11 protein-coding genes are annotated in these 17,507 nt (G+C 41.1%); 8 read left to right on the top strand and 3 right to left on the bottom strand.

The window, feature by feature from the left end; genetic code table 11:
* Positions 1 to 44 precede the first annotated feature (44 nt).
* From HC725_RS03690 to tadA, 3 genes are all read left to right on the top strand, one after another.
* Positions 45 to 1,697: a CTP synthase gene (locus tag HC725_RS03690; protein ID WP_190330427.1), complete on the top strand. Its 1,653-nt coding sequence runs from the start codon at positions 45 to 47 to the stop codon at positions 1,695 to 1,697.
* Positions 1,698 to 1,848: 151 nt separating this feature from the next.
* Positions 1,849 to 3,150 carry a phosphopyruvate hydratase gene (eno, locus tag HC725_RS03685; RefSeq protein WP_190330426.1) on the top strand — a complete coding sequence of 434 codons (1,302 nt, stop codon included), beginning with the start codon at positions 1,849 to 1,851 and terminating at the stop codon, positions 3,148 to 3,150.
* A 355-nt stretch (positions 3,151 to 3,505) separates the two neighbouring features.
* Positions 3,506 to 4,039, top strand: a complete 534-nt coding sequence (tadA, locus tag HC725_RS03680) for a tRNA adenosine(34) deaminase TadA (RefSeq protein ID WP_342365917.1) — start codon at positions 3,506 to 3,508, stop codon at positions 4,037 to 4,039.
* 411 nt (positions 4,040 to 4,450) lie between these two features.
* Here the strand turns inward: tadA and mltF are convergent, their stop codons facing one another.
* Complete coding sequence (mltF, locus tag HC725_RS03675; RefSeq protein WP_446751346.1) at positions 4,451 to 5,893, bottom strand: membrane-bound lytic murein transglycosylase MltF; 1,443 nt, start codon at positions 5,891 to 5,893, stop codon at positions 4,451 to 4,453.
* A 331-nt stretch (positions 5,894 to 6,224) separates the two neighbouring features.
* Between mltF and purL the strand changes: the two genes are divergently transcribed.
* From purL to HC725_RS03660, 3 genes are all read left to right on the top strand, one after another.
* Positions 6,225 to 10,136, top strand: a complete 3,912-nt coding sequence (gene purL / locus HC725_RS03670) for a phosphoribosylformylglycinamidine synthase (RefSeq protein WP_190330425.1) — start codon at positions 6,225 to 6,227, stop codon at positions 10,134 to 10,136.
* A gap of 129 nt (positions 10,137 to 10,265) precedes the next feature.
* A complete protein-coding gene (locus tag HC725_RS03665; protein ID WP_190330424.1) occupies positions 10,266 to 10,862 on the top strand; it encodes a YceI family protein in 597 nt (198 codons plus the stop codon).
* Positions 10,863 to 10,976: 114 nt separating this feature from the next.
* Positions 10,977 to 11,207, top strand: a complete 231-nt coding sequence (locus HC725_RS03660; RefSeq protein ID WP_190330423.1) for a DUF3622 domain-containing protein — start codon at positions 10,977 to 10,979, stop codon at positions 11,205 to 11,207.
* Between the two features lie 69 nt (positions 11,208 to 11,276).
* On the opposite strand, the gene HC725_RS03655 is transcribed toward HC725_RS03660, so the two are convergent.
* Positions 11,277 to 13,253 carry a RecQ family ATP-dependent DNA helicase gene (locus HC725_RS03655; RefSeq protein WP_190330542.1) on the bottom strand — a complete coding sequence of 659 codons (1,977 nt, stop codon included), beginning with the start codon at positions 13,251 to 13,253 and terminating at the stop codon, positions 11,277 to 11,279.
* Between the two features lie 83 nt (positions 13,254 to 13,336).
* Here HC725_RS03655 and HC725_RS03650 point away from each other — a divergent pair, with 83 nt between their 5' ends.
* Positions 13,337 to 13,840, top strand: a complete 504-nt coding sequence (locus HC725_RS03650; RefSeq protein ID WP_194687856.1) for a GreA/GreB family elongation factor — start codon at positions 13,337 to 13,339, stop codon at positions 13,838 to 13,840.
* A gap of 122 nt (positions 13,841 to 13,962) precedes the next feature.
* A complete protein-coding gene (locus tag HC725_RS03645; RefSeq protein ID WP_238928416.1) occupies positions 13,963 to 14,715 on the top strand; it encodes a DUF2884 family protein in 753 nt (250 codons plus the stop codon).
* Between the two features lie 127 nt (positions 14,716 to 14,842).
* Here the strand turns inward: HC725_RS03645 and HC725_RS03640 are convergent, their stop codons facing one another.
* Complete coding sequence (locus tag HC725_RS03640; protein WP_190330422.1) at positions 14,843 to 17,386, bottom strand: Ig-like domain-containing protein; 2,544 nt, start codon at positions 17,384 to 17,386, stop codon at positions 14,843 to 14,845.
* Positions 17,387 to 17,507: the final 121 nt, after the last annotated feature.

Raw genomic sequence — 17,507 nt, 5'->3', positions numbered from 1 at the left:
AGAAGTAATCCATTTTCCCTCATTCAACCAATTTCAGGTTAAGCATGACGACAAATTACATTTTTGTTACTGGTGGGGTTGTATCCTCTCTAGGTAAAGGTATTGCAGCCGCATCATTAGCAGCAATTTTAGAAGCTCGTGGTCTTAAAGTGACCATGATGAAACTTGATCCTTATATCAACGTTGATCCGGGCACAATGAGCCCAACTCAGCATGGTGAAGTATTCGTCACGGAAGATGGCGCGGAAACCGATCTCGATCTTGGTCACTACGAACGTTTCATTCGTACCAAGATGACCAAGCGTAATAACTTTACTGCTGGTCGCGTTTATGAAGACGTTCTTCGTAAAGAGCGCCGTGGTGACTATTTAGGTGCAACCATTCAGGTTATTCCTCACATCACTAACTCGATCAAAGATCGCGTTATTGCTGGCGCAGAAGGCCATGATATTGCATTAATTGAAGTTGGCGGAACGGTCGGTGATATTGAATCATTGCCATTTATGGAAGCGATTCGCCAGTTAGCAGCAGAAGTTGGTCGTGAGCACGCCATGTTCATGCATTTAACGCTTGTGCCTTATTTGGCCGCTGCAGGTGAAGTAAAAACTAAGCCAACGCAACATTCAGTAAAAGAATTATTATCAATCGGTATTCAACCTGATATTTTGATTTGCCGTAGTGATCGTATTATTCCTGCCAATGAGCGTAAGAAAATTGCTCTATTTTGTAATGTGCAGGAAAAAGCAGTGATCTCAATGAAGGATGTAGATTCGATCTATAAAATCCCTCAATTGATCCACGCTCAAGGTTTAGATAACTTAGTTTGTTCTCGTTTTGGTATCTCGGCTCCTGAGGCCGATCTGAAAGAATGGGAACAAGTGATTTATGAAGAGGCCAATCCAACTGGTGAAGTAACTATTGGCATGGTTGGTAAGTATATTGAATTGCCAGATGCTTATAAATCGGTGAATGAAGCCTTAAAACATGCAGGGTTGAAAAACCGTTTAAGCGTGACCATTAAGTATATTGACTCACAAGATGTTGAATCAAAAGGAACTGAATTATTAGAAGGCCTAGATGCCATCTTAGTTCCTGGCGGTTTTGGTGATCGTGGTATTGAAGGCAAAATTATGGCCGCTCAATATGCTCGTGAAAACAAAGTGCCTTATTTAGGTATTTGTCTTGGTATGCAAGTGGCGTTAATTGAATTCGCTCGTAATGTTGTTGGCCTTGAGGGCGCACATTCAACCGAATTTAATCCTGAAACTAAATTCCCTGTGGTTGGTCTTATCACTGAATGGGTTGATAAAGAAGGTAACGTTGAAGAGCGCACCGAAACATCAGATCTTGGCGGTACGATGCGTTTAGGCTCCCAGCTTTGTCACCTTGAGAAAGGTACGAAGGCTTATGAGCTTTACGGTAATGCTCAAATTCATGAGCGTCATCGTCATCGTTATGAAGTGAATAATAATTTACGTCCTCAAATTGAAAAAGCAGGATTGAAAGTGTCTGGTTTATCAGCAGATAAAAAACTCGTTGAAGTGATTGAAAACCCGAATCATCCTTGGTTTGTGGCAGCCCAATTCCATCCAGAGTTTAATTCAACTCCACGTGATGGACATCCATTGTTTGCTGGTTTTGTTAAAGCCGCAGGTCAATTCCAGCGTGGCGAGTTTGAAGCTGACGTTCAAAAATAAAATAGTTTCAACACTTTTAAGGTTGAGCTGATGTTTAGCCTTAAAAGATTTAAAAAAGTAAGATGTAAAAAGGATACGGATGGTTGCAAAAGTTGTGCTGCTATCCATTAGTTTGACATTTAAATTTTAAATTAAACGAGAGGAAACATTCATGTCTAAGATCGTTAAAGTTCTAGGTCGCGAAATCATCGATTCACGTGGTAACCCAACAGTAGAAGCTGAAGTACACCTTGAAGGTGGCTTTGTCGGTATGGCTGCTGCTCCTTCTGGCGCATCAACAGGTTCTCGTGAAGCTCTTGAACTACGTGACGGCGACAAATCACGTTTCCTAGGTAAAGGTGTTCTTAAAGCAATTGAAGCAGTAAATGGCGAAATCGCAACTGCTCTTGCTGGTAAAGACGCGAAAGACCAAGCTGCAATCGACCAAGTAATGATCGATTTAGATGGCACAGAAAACAAATCTAAATTTGGTGCTAACGCTATTCTTGCCGTTTCTCTTGCTAACGCAAAAGCAGCAGCAGCAGCAAAAGGCATGCCTTTGTTCGAGCATATTGCTGAACTAAACGGTACTCCTGGCGTATTCTCTATGCCTCTTCCAATGATGAACATCATCAATGGTGGCGAGCACGCTGATAACAACGTTGATATCCAAGAATTCATGATTCAACCTGTTGGCGCGAAAACATTCAAAGAAGCAGTACGTATCGGTTCTGAAGTATTCCACAACCTTGCTAAAGTTCTTAAAGCGAAAGGCTTAAGCACAGCAGTTGGTGATGAAGGTGGTTTTGCTCCTAACCTAGAATCAAATGCGGCAGCTCTTGCTGCAATCAAAGAAGCGGTTGAAGCTGCTGGTTACGTGCTTGGTAAAGACGTTACTCTTGCTATGGATTGCGCTGCATCTGAGTTTTACGACAAAGAAGCTGGCAACTACAACATGAAAGGCGAAGGCAAAATCTTCACTTCTGAAGAGTTTAACTTCTACCTACAAGATCTTGCTAACCAATACCCAATCGTATCTATCGAAGACGGTCTTGATGAATCAGATTGGACTGGCTTCAAACACCAAACGGAACTTATGGGCGACAAGCTTCAACTAGTTGGTGACGATCTATTCGTTACAAACACGAAGATTCTTGCTGAAGGTATTGAGAAAGGCGTTGCTAACTCTATCCTTATCAAGTTCAACCAAATCGGTTCTTTAACTGAAACTTTAGCAGCAATCAAAATGGCTAAAGACGCTGGTTACACTGCAGTTATCTCTCACCGTTCTGGTGAAACTGAAGATGCAACTATTGCAGATCTTGCTGTTGGTACAGCTGCTGGTCAAATCAAAACGGGTTCTATGAGCCGTTCTGATCGTGTTGCTAAGTACAACCAACTAATCCGTATCGAAGAAGCACTAGGTTCACGTGCACCATTCAACGGTCTTAAAGAAGTGAAAGGTCAAGCTTAATTCTTCTGCCTTTGGACGAAAGTATTAACTGATTAAACGTTTAAATCCTCGTCTAGTAATAGGCGAGGATTTTTTAGTTTGTGGAAATAAGAACAATGAGCCGTTCTGACCGTGTTGCTGCTAATACCTAAAAGCGGGCAACCAACTAATCCGTATCGAAGAAGCACTAGGTTCACGTGCACCATTCAACGGTCTTAAAGAAGTGAAAGGTCAAGCTTAATTCTTCTGCCTTTGGGCGAAAATATTAACTGATTAAACTTTTAGATCCTCGTCTAGTAATAGGCGAGGATTTTTTTCGTCTGTAGAAAATGATTCAATCACGTATAATGTTCGCTCAATTTGAGAGGTAGCCATTGTGACAAAATCTTTAACACCCCAATTTACTCCACAAGATGAATACTTCATGCGTCGTGCAATGGTATTGGCTGCACAAGCTGAAGCAAGTGGTGAAGTACCTGTTGGCGCTGTATTAGTAAAAGACGGTGAGATTATTGCCGAAGGTTGGAATACTTCTATTGAAAATCATGATGCCACTGCACATGCTGAAATCGCGACAATACGTCAAGCTGGTTTAGTACTTGAGAATTATCGTTTACTCGATACGACCTTATATGTGACATTAGAGCCTTGCCCAATGTGCGCAGGAGCTTTGTTGCATAGCAGAGTTAAACGTATTGTATTTGGTGCTCCAGATTTAAAAGCGGGCGCGGCTGGCACCGTATTAAACCTGTTTGAAAGTCAGGCTGCTTTTCATTATGCGGAAGTCGTGGGCGGATTATTAGAAAATGAGTGCCGTGGACAATTACAACTCTTCTTTCGCCGGCGTCGTAAAGAGATTAAAGAAAAAAGAAGAAAAGAGGTTGGAGATGATAATTCGGCAAATAAGTAGGTTTATATCTGCCGAGTTCATTAAATAATTGAATGGAATGCAGGGTGTGAGTTGTGATGATGGTGGGCGTTATTGTAGATCTTCTTCAGCACAAAAAACAAAACTACGATGGCGCCAAATGACTTTCTTTTTGTTATTTGAAATCATACGCTTTCTACGGGTTGAACTTGAACTGCGTGATAGTGATTTTTTTATGAGCTTTTTTTTAGAGAACATTCGTATTTCCCCTTATTAAATTAATGATTGATGTCTAATTAGATCTTAATTATAGCCTTGTTATATTACGTTCTTATGAATTGATAAAACTAACCTAATATTTAAAGCGTTAGGCTAGTTTTATTGTTATTTCTTGATGCTTGTCATACCCACTTGCTTTGATGAATCATCTGTCTCTTGCGCGTCTTTGGCTTCTTAGATTGTTGGGGCATCAATCACGGTGAAGTCGGTATCTTTATTATCGTTTCTAATTTCTTGTTTCGCTTGGGCTTCATAACCAATAATAGTTTGGTAGTAACGGCGTATATTCTCGACATAGTTTTTTGCTTCACTACCACGAGCGTAACCGTATCGAGTATAAGGGTAATAGCCTGATAATTGTAAATATGGTAAACGCTCTTTTACATCTGTCCAAGAGTTCGGATTGGCATTTTGAGATTGTGTAATTCGACGAGCATCCATGACATGGCCATATCCTAGATTATAGGAGGCTAAAGCAAACCAAATTTTCTCATGATCTGGAATCGAATCAGGGATCCGTCTCATAATACCTCGTAAATAAGATACGCCACCTTTAATTGATTGGGCGGGATCAAGTCGATTTGTGACGTTGACCATTTTCGCGGTTGACTGAGTGAGCATCATCATACCTCTGACACCCGTTGGTGAGGTTGCATGAGGGTTCCAGTGTGACTCTTGATAAGATAATGCCGCAATTAGCCGCCAATCAAATTCTTTAGAATAAGTTTGAAATAGTCGTTTATAACGAGGCAGCTTACTGTCTAGTGAGCGAATAAAGGCTCGTGTATCCACATAGTCAAAGCTTTGTATATGGCCAAAATATTTTTCTTCTAGTTGGGCGAGATCGCCTGATTGATTAATATCGCCGAAGAATTCCAACATCATAGCGTAGAGTGAATCATCATTGGATTTTCTAATATACCAAGAAATTGGCTGATCTTCGGTGAGTTCAAAGGCAGCGGCTAGATTAGGGTGTAGCCTTTGATTAACCGATAGTGAAATAGAATCGACAACGGTAAAGTCAATATCTCCAGTTGAGACTTGTTTTAATAAATCATTAGTATCAGTAGTTTGTACAGTATCCCACTTTAGTTCAGGGTTACTTGACGACAAAGCTTGTAATGTTTGATCGAATTCAGAATCTTTTACTACGACAAGACTGCCTTGTTTTTCCATTAATTGTTTAAGGTTACGTGGACGCCATGTTCCTTTGCGATAAATGACTTTTTGGCTGACATAATAATAAGCAGGCCCAACATTAAACTCAGCTAGACGATCCGGAGTGTGGCTGACTCCGGCGGCTATAAGATCGACTTCATGATTTTTTAATGCAGGAAAAAGTCCACTTGAATGGTAAGACGGTTTTATTTCAAGTTTTACTCCCAGCTCCTTGGCAAATTTTTGTGCTAACTCATAATCCAATCCCGTGGGGCCCTCTGGACCAATGAAATAAGACAGTTGATTATTTAAAGTGCCAACACGCAATACACCACGTTGTTGGATCTGTTCCAAGTCTGTCATAGACTTAGGATCTGGCTGACAAGCGGTCAACCCAATGAGAAAAAATAGGACCAGAATCCAGCGTTTACTTTCAATATAAGAGCAATATTTAGTCAAAAGGGGATCTCATAAAGTCGTTTAGATGTACTTTATACCAAATGCAGAGGTTCTCAGCAAAATTGATGAAATGTGGCGAATCGATATTCATTTCATCGGCTTAATATTAACGTCAAAATATGCTGTTTTATTGTTAATGACTAACAAAGATAAAAAATTGCGCAAACGGTTGCTTTGGGTGTTACGTCGAGTGCTAATTTCCTTTATAATACGCCGGAAAAGGCCGTTCACTGGTTTGAAATGACATTGATATAACGTAAATAAAAGCTAACCATTTGAAATTATATCAATATTATTTTTTATAACCCAACAGCCAAAGAGACCTAAGTACATGAGAATTTTGCGTGGTTCACCCGCTTTATCCGAATTTCGTGTCAACAAGCTTTTAGAGCTTTGTCGTGAGTTAAACCTACCTGTATCTGGTATTTATGCTGAGTTTACACATTTTGCAGATCTAACGACTGAGCTTGATGCTCAAGAAGTTGAAAAGTTAGAAAAACTACTTACGTATGGTCCAACCATCGAAGATCATGAACCTAAAGGTCAACTGCTGTTGACGACTCCTCGCCCTGGCACTATCTCTCCATGGGCATCAAAAGCGACCGATATTGCCCATAATTGTGGCTTGACTAAAGTAAAGCGTCTTGAACGTGGTACGGCTTATTATGTGGAATCCTCAGTTGAATTGTCTGAACTGCAATTATTAGAAGTTAAAGCTCTTTTGCATGATCGAATGATGGAAGTGGTTTTTTCTGGTTTTGAACAAGCTGTAACTTTGTTTAAAGTCGCGCAACCTGCACCGGTTTCGGAAGTGGATTTATTAACCGGTGGTCGCGCTGCACTTGAAGAGGCGAATGTTACGCTTGGTCTTGCTTTGGCAGATGATGAAATTGGTTACTTAGTTGAAAGCTTTACCGAAAAGTTAGGTCGTAACCCGACTGATATTGAATTGATGATGTTTGCTCAGGCGAACTCAGAGCATTGCCGTCATAAAATATTTAATGCAGCTTGGACCATTGATGGCGTTGAACAAGAAAAGTCTTTATTCAAGATGATCAAAAACACCATGGAAGTCACTCCAGATCACGTCTTATCGGCTTATAAAGATAACGCGGCTGTTATGGTCGGTTCAAGTGTTGGACGTTTCTTCCCAGATCCAAAAACGCGTCAATATGGTTACACGCAAGAACTCGCGCATATTTTGATGAAAGTAGAAACGCATAACCATCCAACCGCTATTTCTCCTTGGCCGGGCGCTTCAACTGGTTCTGGCGGCGAAATTCGCGATGAAGGCGCAACTGGCATAGGTGGTAAACCTAAAGCGGGTTTAGTCGGTTTCTCGGTATCGAATCTTAAAATTCCAAACTTTGTTCAACCTTGGGAAACGGATTTTGGCAAACCAAGCCGTATTGTCACAGCATTGGATATTATGCTTGAAGGTCCACTTGGCGGCGCAGCATTTAACAATGAATTTGGTCGTCCAAATCTATTGGGTTACTTTCGTACTTACGAAGAAAAAGTGAACTCTCATAACGGCGAAGAAATTCGTGGTTACCACAAACCAATCATGTTGGCTGGTGGATTAGGCAATATTCGCGACGAACATGTGCAGAAAAAAGAAATCCCAGTCGGCGCAAGTTTAATTGTGCTTGGTGGCCCAGCAATGAATATCGGTTTAGGTGGCGGCGCTGCCTCTTCAATGGCATCGGGTCAATCGGCTGAAGATCTCGATTTTGCTTCGGTTCAACGTGAAAACCCAGAAATGGAGCGTCGTTGTCAAGAAGTGATCGACGGCTGCTGGCAACTTGGCGATGAGAATCCAATCGCCTTTATCCACGATGTGGGCGCGGGTGGTATTTCTAACGCATTACCAGAGCTTGTTGATGATGGTGAGCGTGGTGGTATCTTCCAATTGCGTGATGTACCTAATGATGAGCCTGGAATGAGTCCATTAGAGATTTGGTGTAATGAATCTCAAGAGCGTTATGTGATGGCAGTTGCTCCAGAAAATATGGCCGTATTTGATGCCATCTGTCAGCGTGAACGCGCACCCTATGCCGTCGTAGGTGTTGCGACTGAAGAACGTGAATTGAAACTGGAAGATTCACATTTTGATAATACGCCAATCGATATGCCGATGGATGTTTTGTTAGGTAACACGCCTAAAATGCATCGTGATGCAAAAACATTAAAAGCGAATAACCCAGCAATTGATCGCAGTGGTATTGAATTAAATGAAGCGATTGATCGTGTATTACGCCTCCCAACGGTAGCTGAGAAAACTTTCCTTATTACCATTGGCGACCGTTCTGTGACTGGTCTTGTGGCTCGTGACCAAATGGTCGGCCCTTGGCAGGTTCCTGTGGCGAACTGCGCTGTTACAGCGGCAAGTTACGATACTTATCACGGCGAAGCTATGTCATTGGGTGAGCGTACGCCAGTGGCATTACTTGATTTTGGTGCATCAGCGCGTTTAGCGGTAGGTGAAGCTATCACCAATATTGCGGCAACCAATATCGGTGATATTAAGCATATTAAGCTATCGGCTAACTGGATGTCTCCTGCGGGTCATCCGGGTGAAGATGCTGGGCTTTATGAGGCGGTAAAAGCGGTCGGTGAAGAACTCTGCCCAGCGCTTGGTTTAACCATTCCGGTCGGTAAAGACTCAATGTCGATGAAAACCAAATGGCAACAAGATGGCGAAGATCGTGAAGTGACCTCGCCATTGTCATTGGTTATCACCGCATTTGCTCGCGTTGGAGATGTGCGTAAAACCATCACGCCGGAATTAAAACTCAACAAAGGTGATACCAACCTTATTCTCGTTGATTTGGGTAACGGTAAAAACCGCATGGGTGCAACTGCACTCGCTCAAGTGTATAAGCAATTGGGTGATAAACCTGCTGATGTGGATAATGCCGAGCAGCTGAAAGGTTTCTATAATGCGATACAAACCTTAGTGGCAAGCAACAAGTTGTTGGCTTACCACGATAAAGGTGATGGTGGCTTGTTTGTTACGTTATCTGAAATGGCATTTGCGGGTCACTGTGGTGTGAAAGCAGATATTGCTGGTTTAGGCTCAGATTCTTTAGCGGCTTTATTTAATGAAGAATTGGGCGCTGTGATTCAAGTTCAGTCTGATGACGTTGAAGTTGTTCAATCGGTGTTAGCTGAGCATGGCTTACTGACATGTTCTCATATTATTGGTTCGGTTGAAGTATCAGATAGCATTGTGATCACTGACGGTGAGACCGTTGTACTTGAACGTAACCGTACTGAGCTTCGCATGATTTGGGCTGAAACCACCAATAAAATGCAAGCCATGCGTGATAATCCTGCGTGTGCAGAACAAGAGCATGCAGCCAAAGCCGACAATAATGACCCAGGCTTAAATGTTAAGTTAACGTTTGATATTAATGAAGATGTGGCTGCACCAGTCATTGCCGCGTCGATGATCAATATGGGCAAAAAACCTAAGATGGCGATTTTGCGTGAGCAGGGTGTTAACTCTCATGTTGAAATGGCGGCAGCGTTTGACCGTGCTGGTTTTGCAACTACCGATATACACATGAGCGACATTTTAACAGGCCAAGCGGTATTAGAAGACTATCAAGGCCTTGTGGCTTGTGGTGGTTTCTCTTACGGAGATGTACTTGGAGCGGGCGAAGGTTGGGCGAAATCAGTACTGTTTAATGACAATGCTCGTGACCAATTTGCTGGTTTCTTCGAACGTCAAGATACGTTCTCACTTGGTGTATGTAATGGCTGTCAGATGCTATCTAATTTGCGCGAACTTATTCCAGGTGCGGATTTATGGCCTCGTTTCGTGCGCAATGAATCTGAACGTTTTGAAGCTCGTTTCAGCTTAGTTGAAGTGCAAAAATCGGATTCTGTCTTCTTTAGTGAAATGGCAGGGTCTCGTATGCCAATCGCGGTTTCCCATGGCGAAGGCCGTGTCGAAGTGCGTGGTAATCAACATCTTCAAGCAATCGAAAATTCAGGCACTGTGGCGTTACGTTATGTGGATAATATGGGTAATCCAACTCAACAATATCCAAACAACCCGAATGGTTCACCTAATGCAATTACAGGTCTAACTACCGAAGATGGCCGTGTCACTATTATGATGCCTCATCCAGAGCGAGTATTTCGCACGGTAGCAAACTCATGGCATCCTGAAGATTGGTCTGAAGATAGTCCATGGATGCGTATATTCCGTAATGCGCGTAAGCATATTGGTTAAATAAGTTTAGCTATTTATAAATACACAAACGGTCACTTCGGTGGCCGTTTTTTATCATTTAACCTAATCAACACATGAATATTAATTTAGCGACTACACTTATTTACATCCCCTAAAACTAAGGAATAAATGATGAATAAAACAGTTAAATGGCTTTTAAATGGTACGTGGGTAGCGATGATGTTGTTTTGTCAGCAAGCTTTAGCTGATTGGAATTTAGATGATAAAAACTCAATTTTGAATTTTGTATCAACCAAAAATAACAGTATTACGGAGGTTCATCATTTTAAAACATTATCCGGTACGCTTGGTTCTGACGGTAAGGTTGCCATTGATATAACGCTATCGAGTGTTGATACTAAAGTACCCGTCCGCGATGAACGTATGAGTCAAATGCTGTTTAATGTAAAAGACTTTCCACAAGCGATGCTTACCGCTCAACTGAATGTGGCACAATTAAAAAAATTAGAAAAAGGACAATTGGTTACCATGCCGTTAGAAACGGAACTGTCTTTACATGGAAAGTCTAAAACAATAGACACCAATGTTTCAGTTATAAGATTGAGCGACGGTGGTTTTCAGGTGGATACCATACAGCCTATTGTTGTAAATGTGGCAGACTTTGGTTTAGATAAAGGTGTGGAAGCTCTTAAGAATATAGCGAAATTAGATTCTATTGCACTGGGGATTCCGGTGACTGCGCACTTTGTGTTTAAAGAACAATAAATACTATTAAAAAGTGCATCTTTTTTCGTCAAGATATGCTTTAATGCGCGCCTAATTTAGCGTTGCGCCTAAGCGAAATGTTTCACCATGGGGCAAGGCAGGTAAAAGAGTATTATGAGTAACAAATATAGCTTTCAATTGGTTGAAAAGCGTAATGGTTGGTCTGCTGAGATTGTTCGCCAAATTACCTCTCGACGTACAATTATCTCTAAACGTCAATTAGGTTTTGAAACTGAAGCTGAAGCAACTGAATGGGCAGAGAAAGAATTGGTTGAATTCCAAAAGGTTCAAACTGAGCGTAATAAACGTAAATCAGCGGGTAAGCGTAAGAATGACGACGAATAAGTCGCTGCTTTAAGAAATATAAAAAACGGTCACCTTTACGGTGACCGTTTTTTTATGGCCTAGATTTAATTAACTGAGTGCTTCTACCCATTTTTGTACCTGAGAGAATGGATATTGCTCAAGCTTGCTAGCGCCTTCCATTTTATTCGCTTTTAGCTTGCTGCTTAGCGGCGTTGAAATACCGCATAGGAATCTTGTGATTGCTTCAGAGGTTAATTGCATTTCTTCTTGATGAAGGCTGCTCTCAAAAGCACTTTTAAATGGTTTTATCCAATGGGCGATAGTTTCTAATGGTATTTCATCTAAATAGGGTTTAGGCAAAGTGGCAACTTTGCCACGGCACACGCTGCAATGACCACAAGCATTTGGAACATCATGGTCTAAAAAGTATCCTGCAAGCTTAGAGCTTAGACAGGACGAGCTTTCAAATAAATTAATCAATGTTTGAATTCGGTTTAGATCACCATGTTCTTTTTGCTTGAAAAGCTCACTTAGCTCGTTGGCAACCTCAGTATGATCTCGCTGAGTCTCTGGTGTTTCTGAACCCAAAACTTGATATACATCCGTCACTTGTTTGCTTTCAAGTTCAATAAAACCTTGTTCATGAAAGTAATCTAACGCTGCGACCACTCGGCTACGTTCTGCTTGATAGCCCATCCACAAACCATCGAAATCGACACTGCGCCAAGTTTTGGCTATTTTTGAGCAACTGAAAATGGCTTGAATAAATTGGTGACGTTCAGAATTGGTTCCGTGCTGTGGGAAGCGGGCTAAAATATCGGCTTCACTCATAATATGCTTAAAGCGGTAGTCGGCGTAATAGCTATATTTCGCTTGGATAATGCCTTGTAGTTCTAAGTACACTAAAAGCGTTTTTAGAGGCAGTTGACGAATATTAGAATCACGAGATAAACGCGTGAGCATGACTTCCCATAACCCTGATTGGCTTTGGTCTTCATAAATTGATTGCAATACATGCTTAATAGAACAAGTATCTGGCGTATCACCATAAACAAAATTTTCGAGTACATTGATACCCGAAGTATTCGCCAGCACAGTACAATAAGATTTTTCACCATCGCGCCCAGCGCGGCCAATTTCTTGTGAGTAATTTTCAATCGACTTAGGCAAATCAAAGTGTACCACGCGACGAATATTAGACTTATCAATTCCCATCCCGAAAGCGATAGTGGCAACAATGCAGGGTACTTCTCCAGACATAAACTGCTGCTGAATATGTTGACGCAAGCCTGAGTCTAATCCAGCGTGATAAGCTAGGGCATTCATACCATGTTGTTGCAAATGTTGAGCGACTTGAGCAGCGGTATGTTGCAAAGTGACATAGACAATGGTGGGTAAATCAGGTGTTGTGCACAATAAATCAATTAAGGCTTGTGGCTTATCTTCTTCCTCACAAGGCAGAACACTTAAATCAAGGTTGGGGCGATAAAATCCCGTGATAGTGATGTTCTCTTTTAAGATATTAAACTTACTACTCATATCTTCAATAACCGCTGGAGTTGCCGTCGCGGTTAATAATAACACTTGTGGAATGTTTAAACTTTGGCAGTAATAAGGCAGTTTTAAATAGTCTGGTCGGAAATTGTGACCCCATTCTGAAATACAGTGCGCTTCATCGACGACCAACATTGAAATGGGTACTTGTGAGATAAACTGACGAAAGCGTTCGTTTTTCAATCTCTCAACTGAAATCATCAGTATTTTTATTTCTCCATTACGCACTTTTTGCATTATTTGATTGCTTGCTTCTCGATCTTGAGTTGAATCGAGAGAGGCCGCCGCAATACCTTTTGAATGAAGGAATTCGAGTTGATCTCTCATTAAAGCAAGTAGAGGTGATATAACGATAGTTAGGTTAGGTAGTAGCACAGCCGGTAATTGATAGCACAGAGATTTACCTGAACCAGTTGGAAAAATGGCCGCCGCAGATTGCCCCGATAAAATGGTATCAATGACTTTCGATTGCCCCCCACGAAGCTCACTAAAGCCAAAGTGCTGCGTTAATGCTTGCTGAATTAGGGTCATCATCAATTTCCGTTTGCCGATTAAAATAGAGTAATATGATACTTCATTTCAGAAGTACAAATAGATGCAACAATGAGAAAATCATGAATTCCTCATCGATAAACAAGATATTGATAGATAAAACGATACTCCACCAAGAAATCATTAAGAAGTTAGAATTGGTATATGCATCAGCCTTAGCTGCCACTCAAACTGCAACCGATAAAGAGAATGTACCTGAGCATAAATACGATACTTTGAGTTTAGAGGCTTCTTATTTAGCGCATGGGCAAGCACAGCGATTACAGCAATGTTTGAGAGATCTGCATAGCTTTAAAGATCTTGCTGTGAAAAATTGCTTGGACTCAGATTCTGTGAATATTGGTGCTTTAGTCAAACTGCTGGATGACGATGAAGACAGTTATAAATGGTTTTTCTTAAGTCCTGTGGCGGGTGGGCTGAGTGTCCAGTTCTCCAATATTATAGTGCAGTTAATTACACCAGAATCTCCGTTAGGAAAGACTTTAATGAGGAGAGCAGTCGATGATGAGATTGTTATCAAGATTGCTACCCACACAAAGTGTTACGAAATTATGTCTATTTATTAATTATCGGGCGGGATGGGTTGAAAGTATTGGTATAAGTTAACGTTTTACTGACTTAAACTAAAGATATATTGCTAGTCTTTCTTCCTACTTACTTTTACTCATCTCCAATGGGATCTTATCATATGAAACGGACTTTACTTTCTTTAGCGCTAACCTTTGCATCTGTTTCTGCTATGGCACAAACACCACGATGTGACATCAATATTAACAATGAAATGCATTTAAAAAATAATGCGGTTTCGATCTATCAACAAGACCAAGCGAAAGTACTTATTAATCAAAATAATGATTTGTTCATTAACGGTAAAAAATTAGATTTAGATCAGGCTCAAGCCGATGCTGTTAAAGCGTATCGAGAAAAAGTTAGCCTTTATATTCCGAAAGCCAAAAAAATTGCTGATGACGGTGTAACTTTGGCGAATCAAGTCATTGATGATATTAGTGCTAGCTTTAATAACACCAAAGCTTTTGATAATGTAAAAACAGCCATTGGTGGTTATTATTCCGATATTGAATCTCGTTATTACAACAATGGTGAATGGATTATAAAAAAAGATGCAGTTAAAGATGCGCTAATTAACTGGAAACAAGAATCAGCTGCTGCAACACAACGTTTTAATGGTGAGTTTTTCTCAAGTGCATTTGCTGTGTTGTCTGAGAAAATGAAAGCTGACGGAAGTGTTAATCTCACCGAACTGCAAAATCAATTAACGGGATTGAAATCACAAGTTGAAACGCGTTTGAAATCTCAATCAAAACAATTACAGAAAGAAGCGAATGATTATTGTGGTGATTTAAAAGACTTGGCGGGAGAAGAGGAAAAACTGCATCAACAAGTTCCTCAATTGAAAAATTACGATGTGTTTGTAATGTAAAATCAATTTTCCTCTAGTGATTAACAGACTTAACTAATTAAAATAAAAATGCCAGTTCGAGATGATTCGAACTGGCATTTTGTGCCTATATTTATGCTTAGTTATCCAGAGTTAAGGTTAGTCAGGATTACTGCGCGTTATTCATCTGTGTGAGCTTATCGCTAATTGGGCCTGAGAAGTTAAAGCCATCATATTTATCCCAATTAATCGACCACGTCATCACTCCACCAAAATTACTATAGGCTTTACTTGGAATCACCGAGCCACAATGAGTGGTGTTGGTAACACAATCCAACGCATCGGTAATATTCTGAGTTGGAGCTTGGCCTGAATTTGCCGATTGTGGGCCTGACGGTAAACCGAATGCGACCTGATCATCACGTAGAGGTTCAAAGCGAGAGCCATCAGCTAGCGTAAAGCCTTCAACTAACATTTTGGCAGAAGCAACCATCATATCAACAGAACCTTCAGGCGCGGCACTTGATGTATATGGATTCGCTAAACCACCGTTGTTGTACAACTGAACATGGAGTAGATCCAAAGTGCTGCGAACTTGATTGATGATTGGGATGTAAGCTCCCCAAATACCAGAGTAAGCCACCATGCCACCTTGAACATATGGATGCTCTGGTGCCATTGTGAGGAACATATCTCCGCCAATGTTTTTCTCAATTTGTAACAACGCTCCACCTAATCGGGCTTGAATTTGCGATCCATGCACTAAGCCTGAGCCACTTTCTAAGTCAATATCTAAGCCATCAAATCCCCATTCATTAATCAGGCTAGTAAGGCTTGAAATGAAGTGCTGCTCATCGGTATCACTATTGAGCGTAATAGTACCTTCCGCGCCACCTAAAGACAGAACAAACACTTTACCTTTAGCTTGTAAATCACGCATATCTTGCTTGAATTTTACAGGATCAATAGCGGGGCAGCTGCTGTGAATATCCGATTGGAACAAATTAAAATGAACGGTACCAGTGCTGTTTGGATCGTTATCAGCAAAAGCAATATCAATCACATCCCAGGCATCTGACATTTCAGACAAAGGAATTGGACAGCCGGCCGGGTTAACAAAGTTGTGCCAATAACCCACTAACTTGTGTACTTTCGAACTTTTCTCAATCACGTTTACCATTGCAGCATCGGAATCGGCTTTATTGCCTTGATTGTCGGTTGCAGAGCTAGAAATAGTGTAAGAACCGAGTGCGGTTGGTGTCCAGTTTACGGCGTAAGGAGAAGTTGTATCGGTGTCAATTAAGCTGCCATTAACGAAAAAGTCGATGCTAGAAATACTACCAGTGATGCTGGTGGCTTGTGCTACTAGTTGAACATTTTTACCTAATCCTACCGACGTACCAGATGTAGGAGAGATTAAGCGTGTCACAACAGGCTTATCACTTACAGTCACTTGTGCTAACGATTCAGCTTGGTTGTTTTCATCATCTGTTGCCACTGCTTTAATACTGTTGGAACCGACTAAGGTTGCACTCCACTGAGCGCTATACGGTGCTTGAGTATCAACGCCTAAACTAGCGCCGTTAGCAAAAAATTCAACACTTGTAATACTGCCATCAGGATCGGAGGCTTGTGCGGTAACATTAACATCGCTTCCTGCTAAAACGACACTTCCATCTTGTGGGGTGGTTAATGTAACAACTGGTGGTGTAGTGCATAATCCTAAGCTGGTCCAAGCATCTTGCCAATTTTGTCCAGTACCTGGCGCATAAGCCCATGATGCATCGGAAGAGCACCAACCCGCGACATCGCAGCGATATTTTTGATTATCTAATTGAACCAATTGACCCACGGTATATGCAGTGCCAGCAGAATAGAGCGCTACTTCACCACAACCACCACTAGATGTAGTGGCAACGTTAAGCGAGACTTGGTTACTGGTCGCGGTCGCATCTTTATCATCAAAGGCTTTAGCTTTAAGCGAGTGTTGACCTGAAGTAGCGATCCATTGAGCCTCAAACGGTTCACTATTGTCTGAAGCGATCAGTTGGTTATCGACATAAAATTCAACTTTAGCCACATAGCCATCGGTATCGTTAGCATTTGCCGTTAGCGTCACACTATCCGAAGGTTGAATATCATCTTCCGCTGTTGGAGTAATTAGACTGATGATTGGAGCCATATTGGTATCACCATTTTGGACTGAAATAGAAACTTGGCTTGATGTGCTTTTTCCTAAATTATCAGTCGCAATGGCTTGAATTGAGGTCGAACCTAGTGTCGCACTCCAATCCAGTTGATAAGGTGCGGCAGTCACTTGACCTAATGATTGATTACCTGCAAAAAATTCTACTTTACTGATATTACCATCTTCATCGTTGGCGTTGGCTTTTAACGTAATGGTCACGGATTCTGCAATTTGAGCATTATTCAATGGTGAAATAATGCTGATTGTTGGCGCAATATTGCCATCTTGATTATCGCATATTCCAAGCTTTTCCCATTCTTGAAATGATTCAGAAAACTGCGCTGGAGAGTTGCCCTTTGTCCACCATTGAGCTTGGTAAGCATTGTTATTTTGTTGAACTTGGCTGCCTCCATTGTAAGCTTGATCTGATTGCCAAATAGGTAAGTTACTACAATCTTGTGCATAAGCTTGCTGACTTAATATCAACGAAGCCATTACAGCACTATAAGTTAAAGTCCATTTCATCCTTTTCTCCTAAATATGAAAGCTATGTGTTTTGTATTTGACTCAGTTGAGTTTATAAACCCATGCTTATTTAGTAGTTGATAAAAATATAACGTATGTCTTGTTTGTATCAATATGAATA

The sequence above is a fragment of the Vibrio sp. S17_S38 genome, from assembly GCF_014694375.1.
Taxonomy (GTDB): Bacteria; Pseudomonadota; Gammaproteobacteria; order Enterobacterales; family Vibrionaceae; genus Vibrio.
This window is presented reverse-complemented; position numbering and strand designations above follow the sequence as displayed.

Coding starts and splice junctions, on each gene's coding strand:
- purL (WP_190330425.1), top strand. CDS start 6,225: ATGAGAATTTTGCGTGGTTCACCCGCTTTATCCGAATTTCGTGTCAAC.
- HC725_RS03650 (WP_194687856.1), top strand. CDS start 13,337: ATGAATTCCTCATCGATAAACAAGATATTGATAGATAAAACGATACTC.
- HC725_RS03655 (WP_190330542.1), bottom strand. CDS start 13,253: ATGACCCTAATTCAGCAAGCATTAACGCAGCACTTTGGCTTTAGTGAG.
- HC725_RS03640 (WP_190330422.1), bottom strand. CDS start 17,386: ATGAAATGGACTTTAACTTATAGTGCTGTAATGGCTTCGTTGATATTA.
- HC725_RS03690 (WP_190330427.1), top strand. CDS start 45: ATGACGACAAATTACATTTTTGTTACTGGTGGGGTTGTATCCTCTCTA.
- HC725_RS03665 (WP_190330424.1), top strand. CDS start 10,266: ATGATGAATAAAACAGTTAAATGGCTTTTAAATGGTACGTGGGTAGCG.
- HC725_RS03660 (WP_190330423.1), top strand. CDS start 10,977: ATGAGTAACAAATATAGCTTTCAATTGGTTGAAAAGCGTAATGGTTGG.
- eno (WP_190330426.1), top strand. CDS start 1,849: ATGTCTAAGATCGTTAAAGTTCTAGGTCGCGAAATCATCGATTCACGT.
- HC725_RS03645 (WP_238928416.1), top strand. CDS start 13,963: ATGAAACGGACTTTACTTTCTTTAGCGCTAACCTTTGCATCTGTTTCT.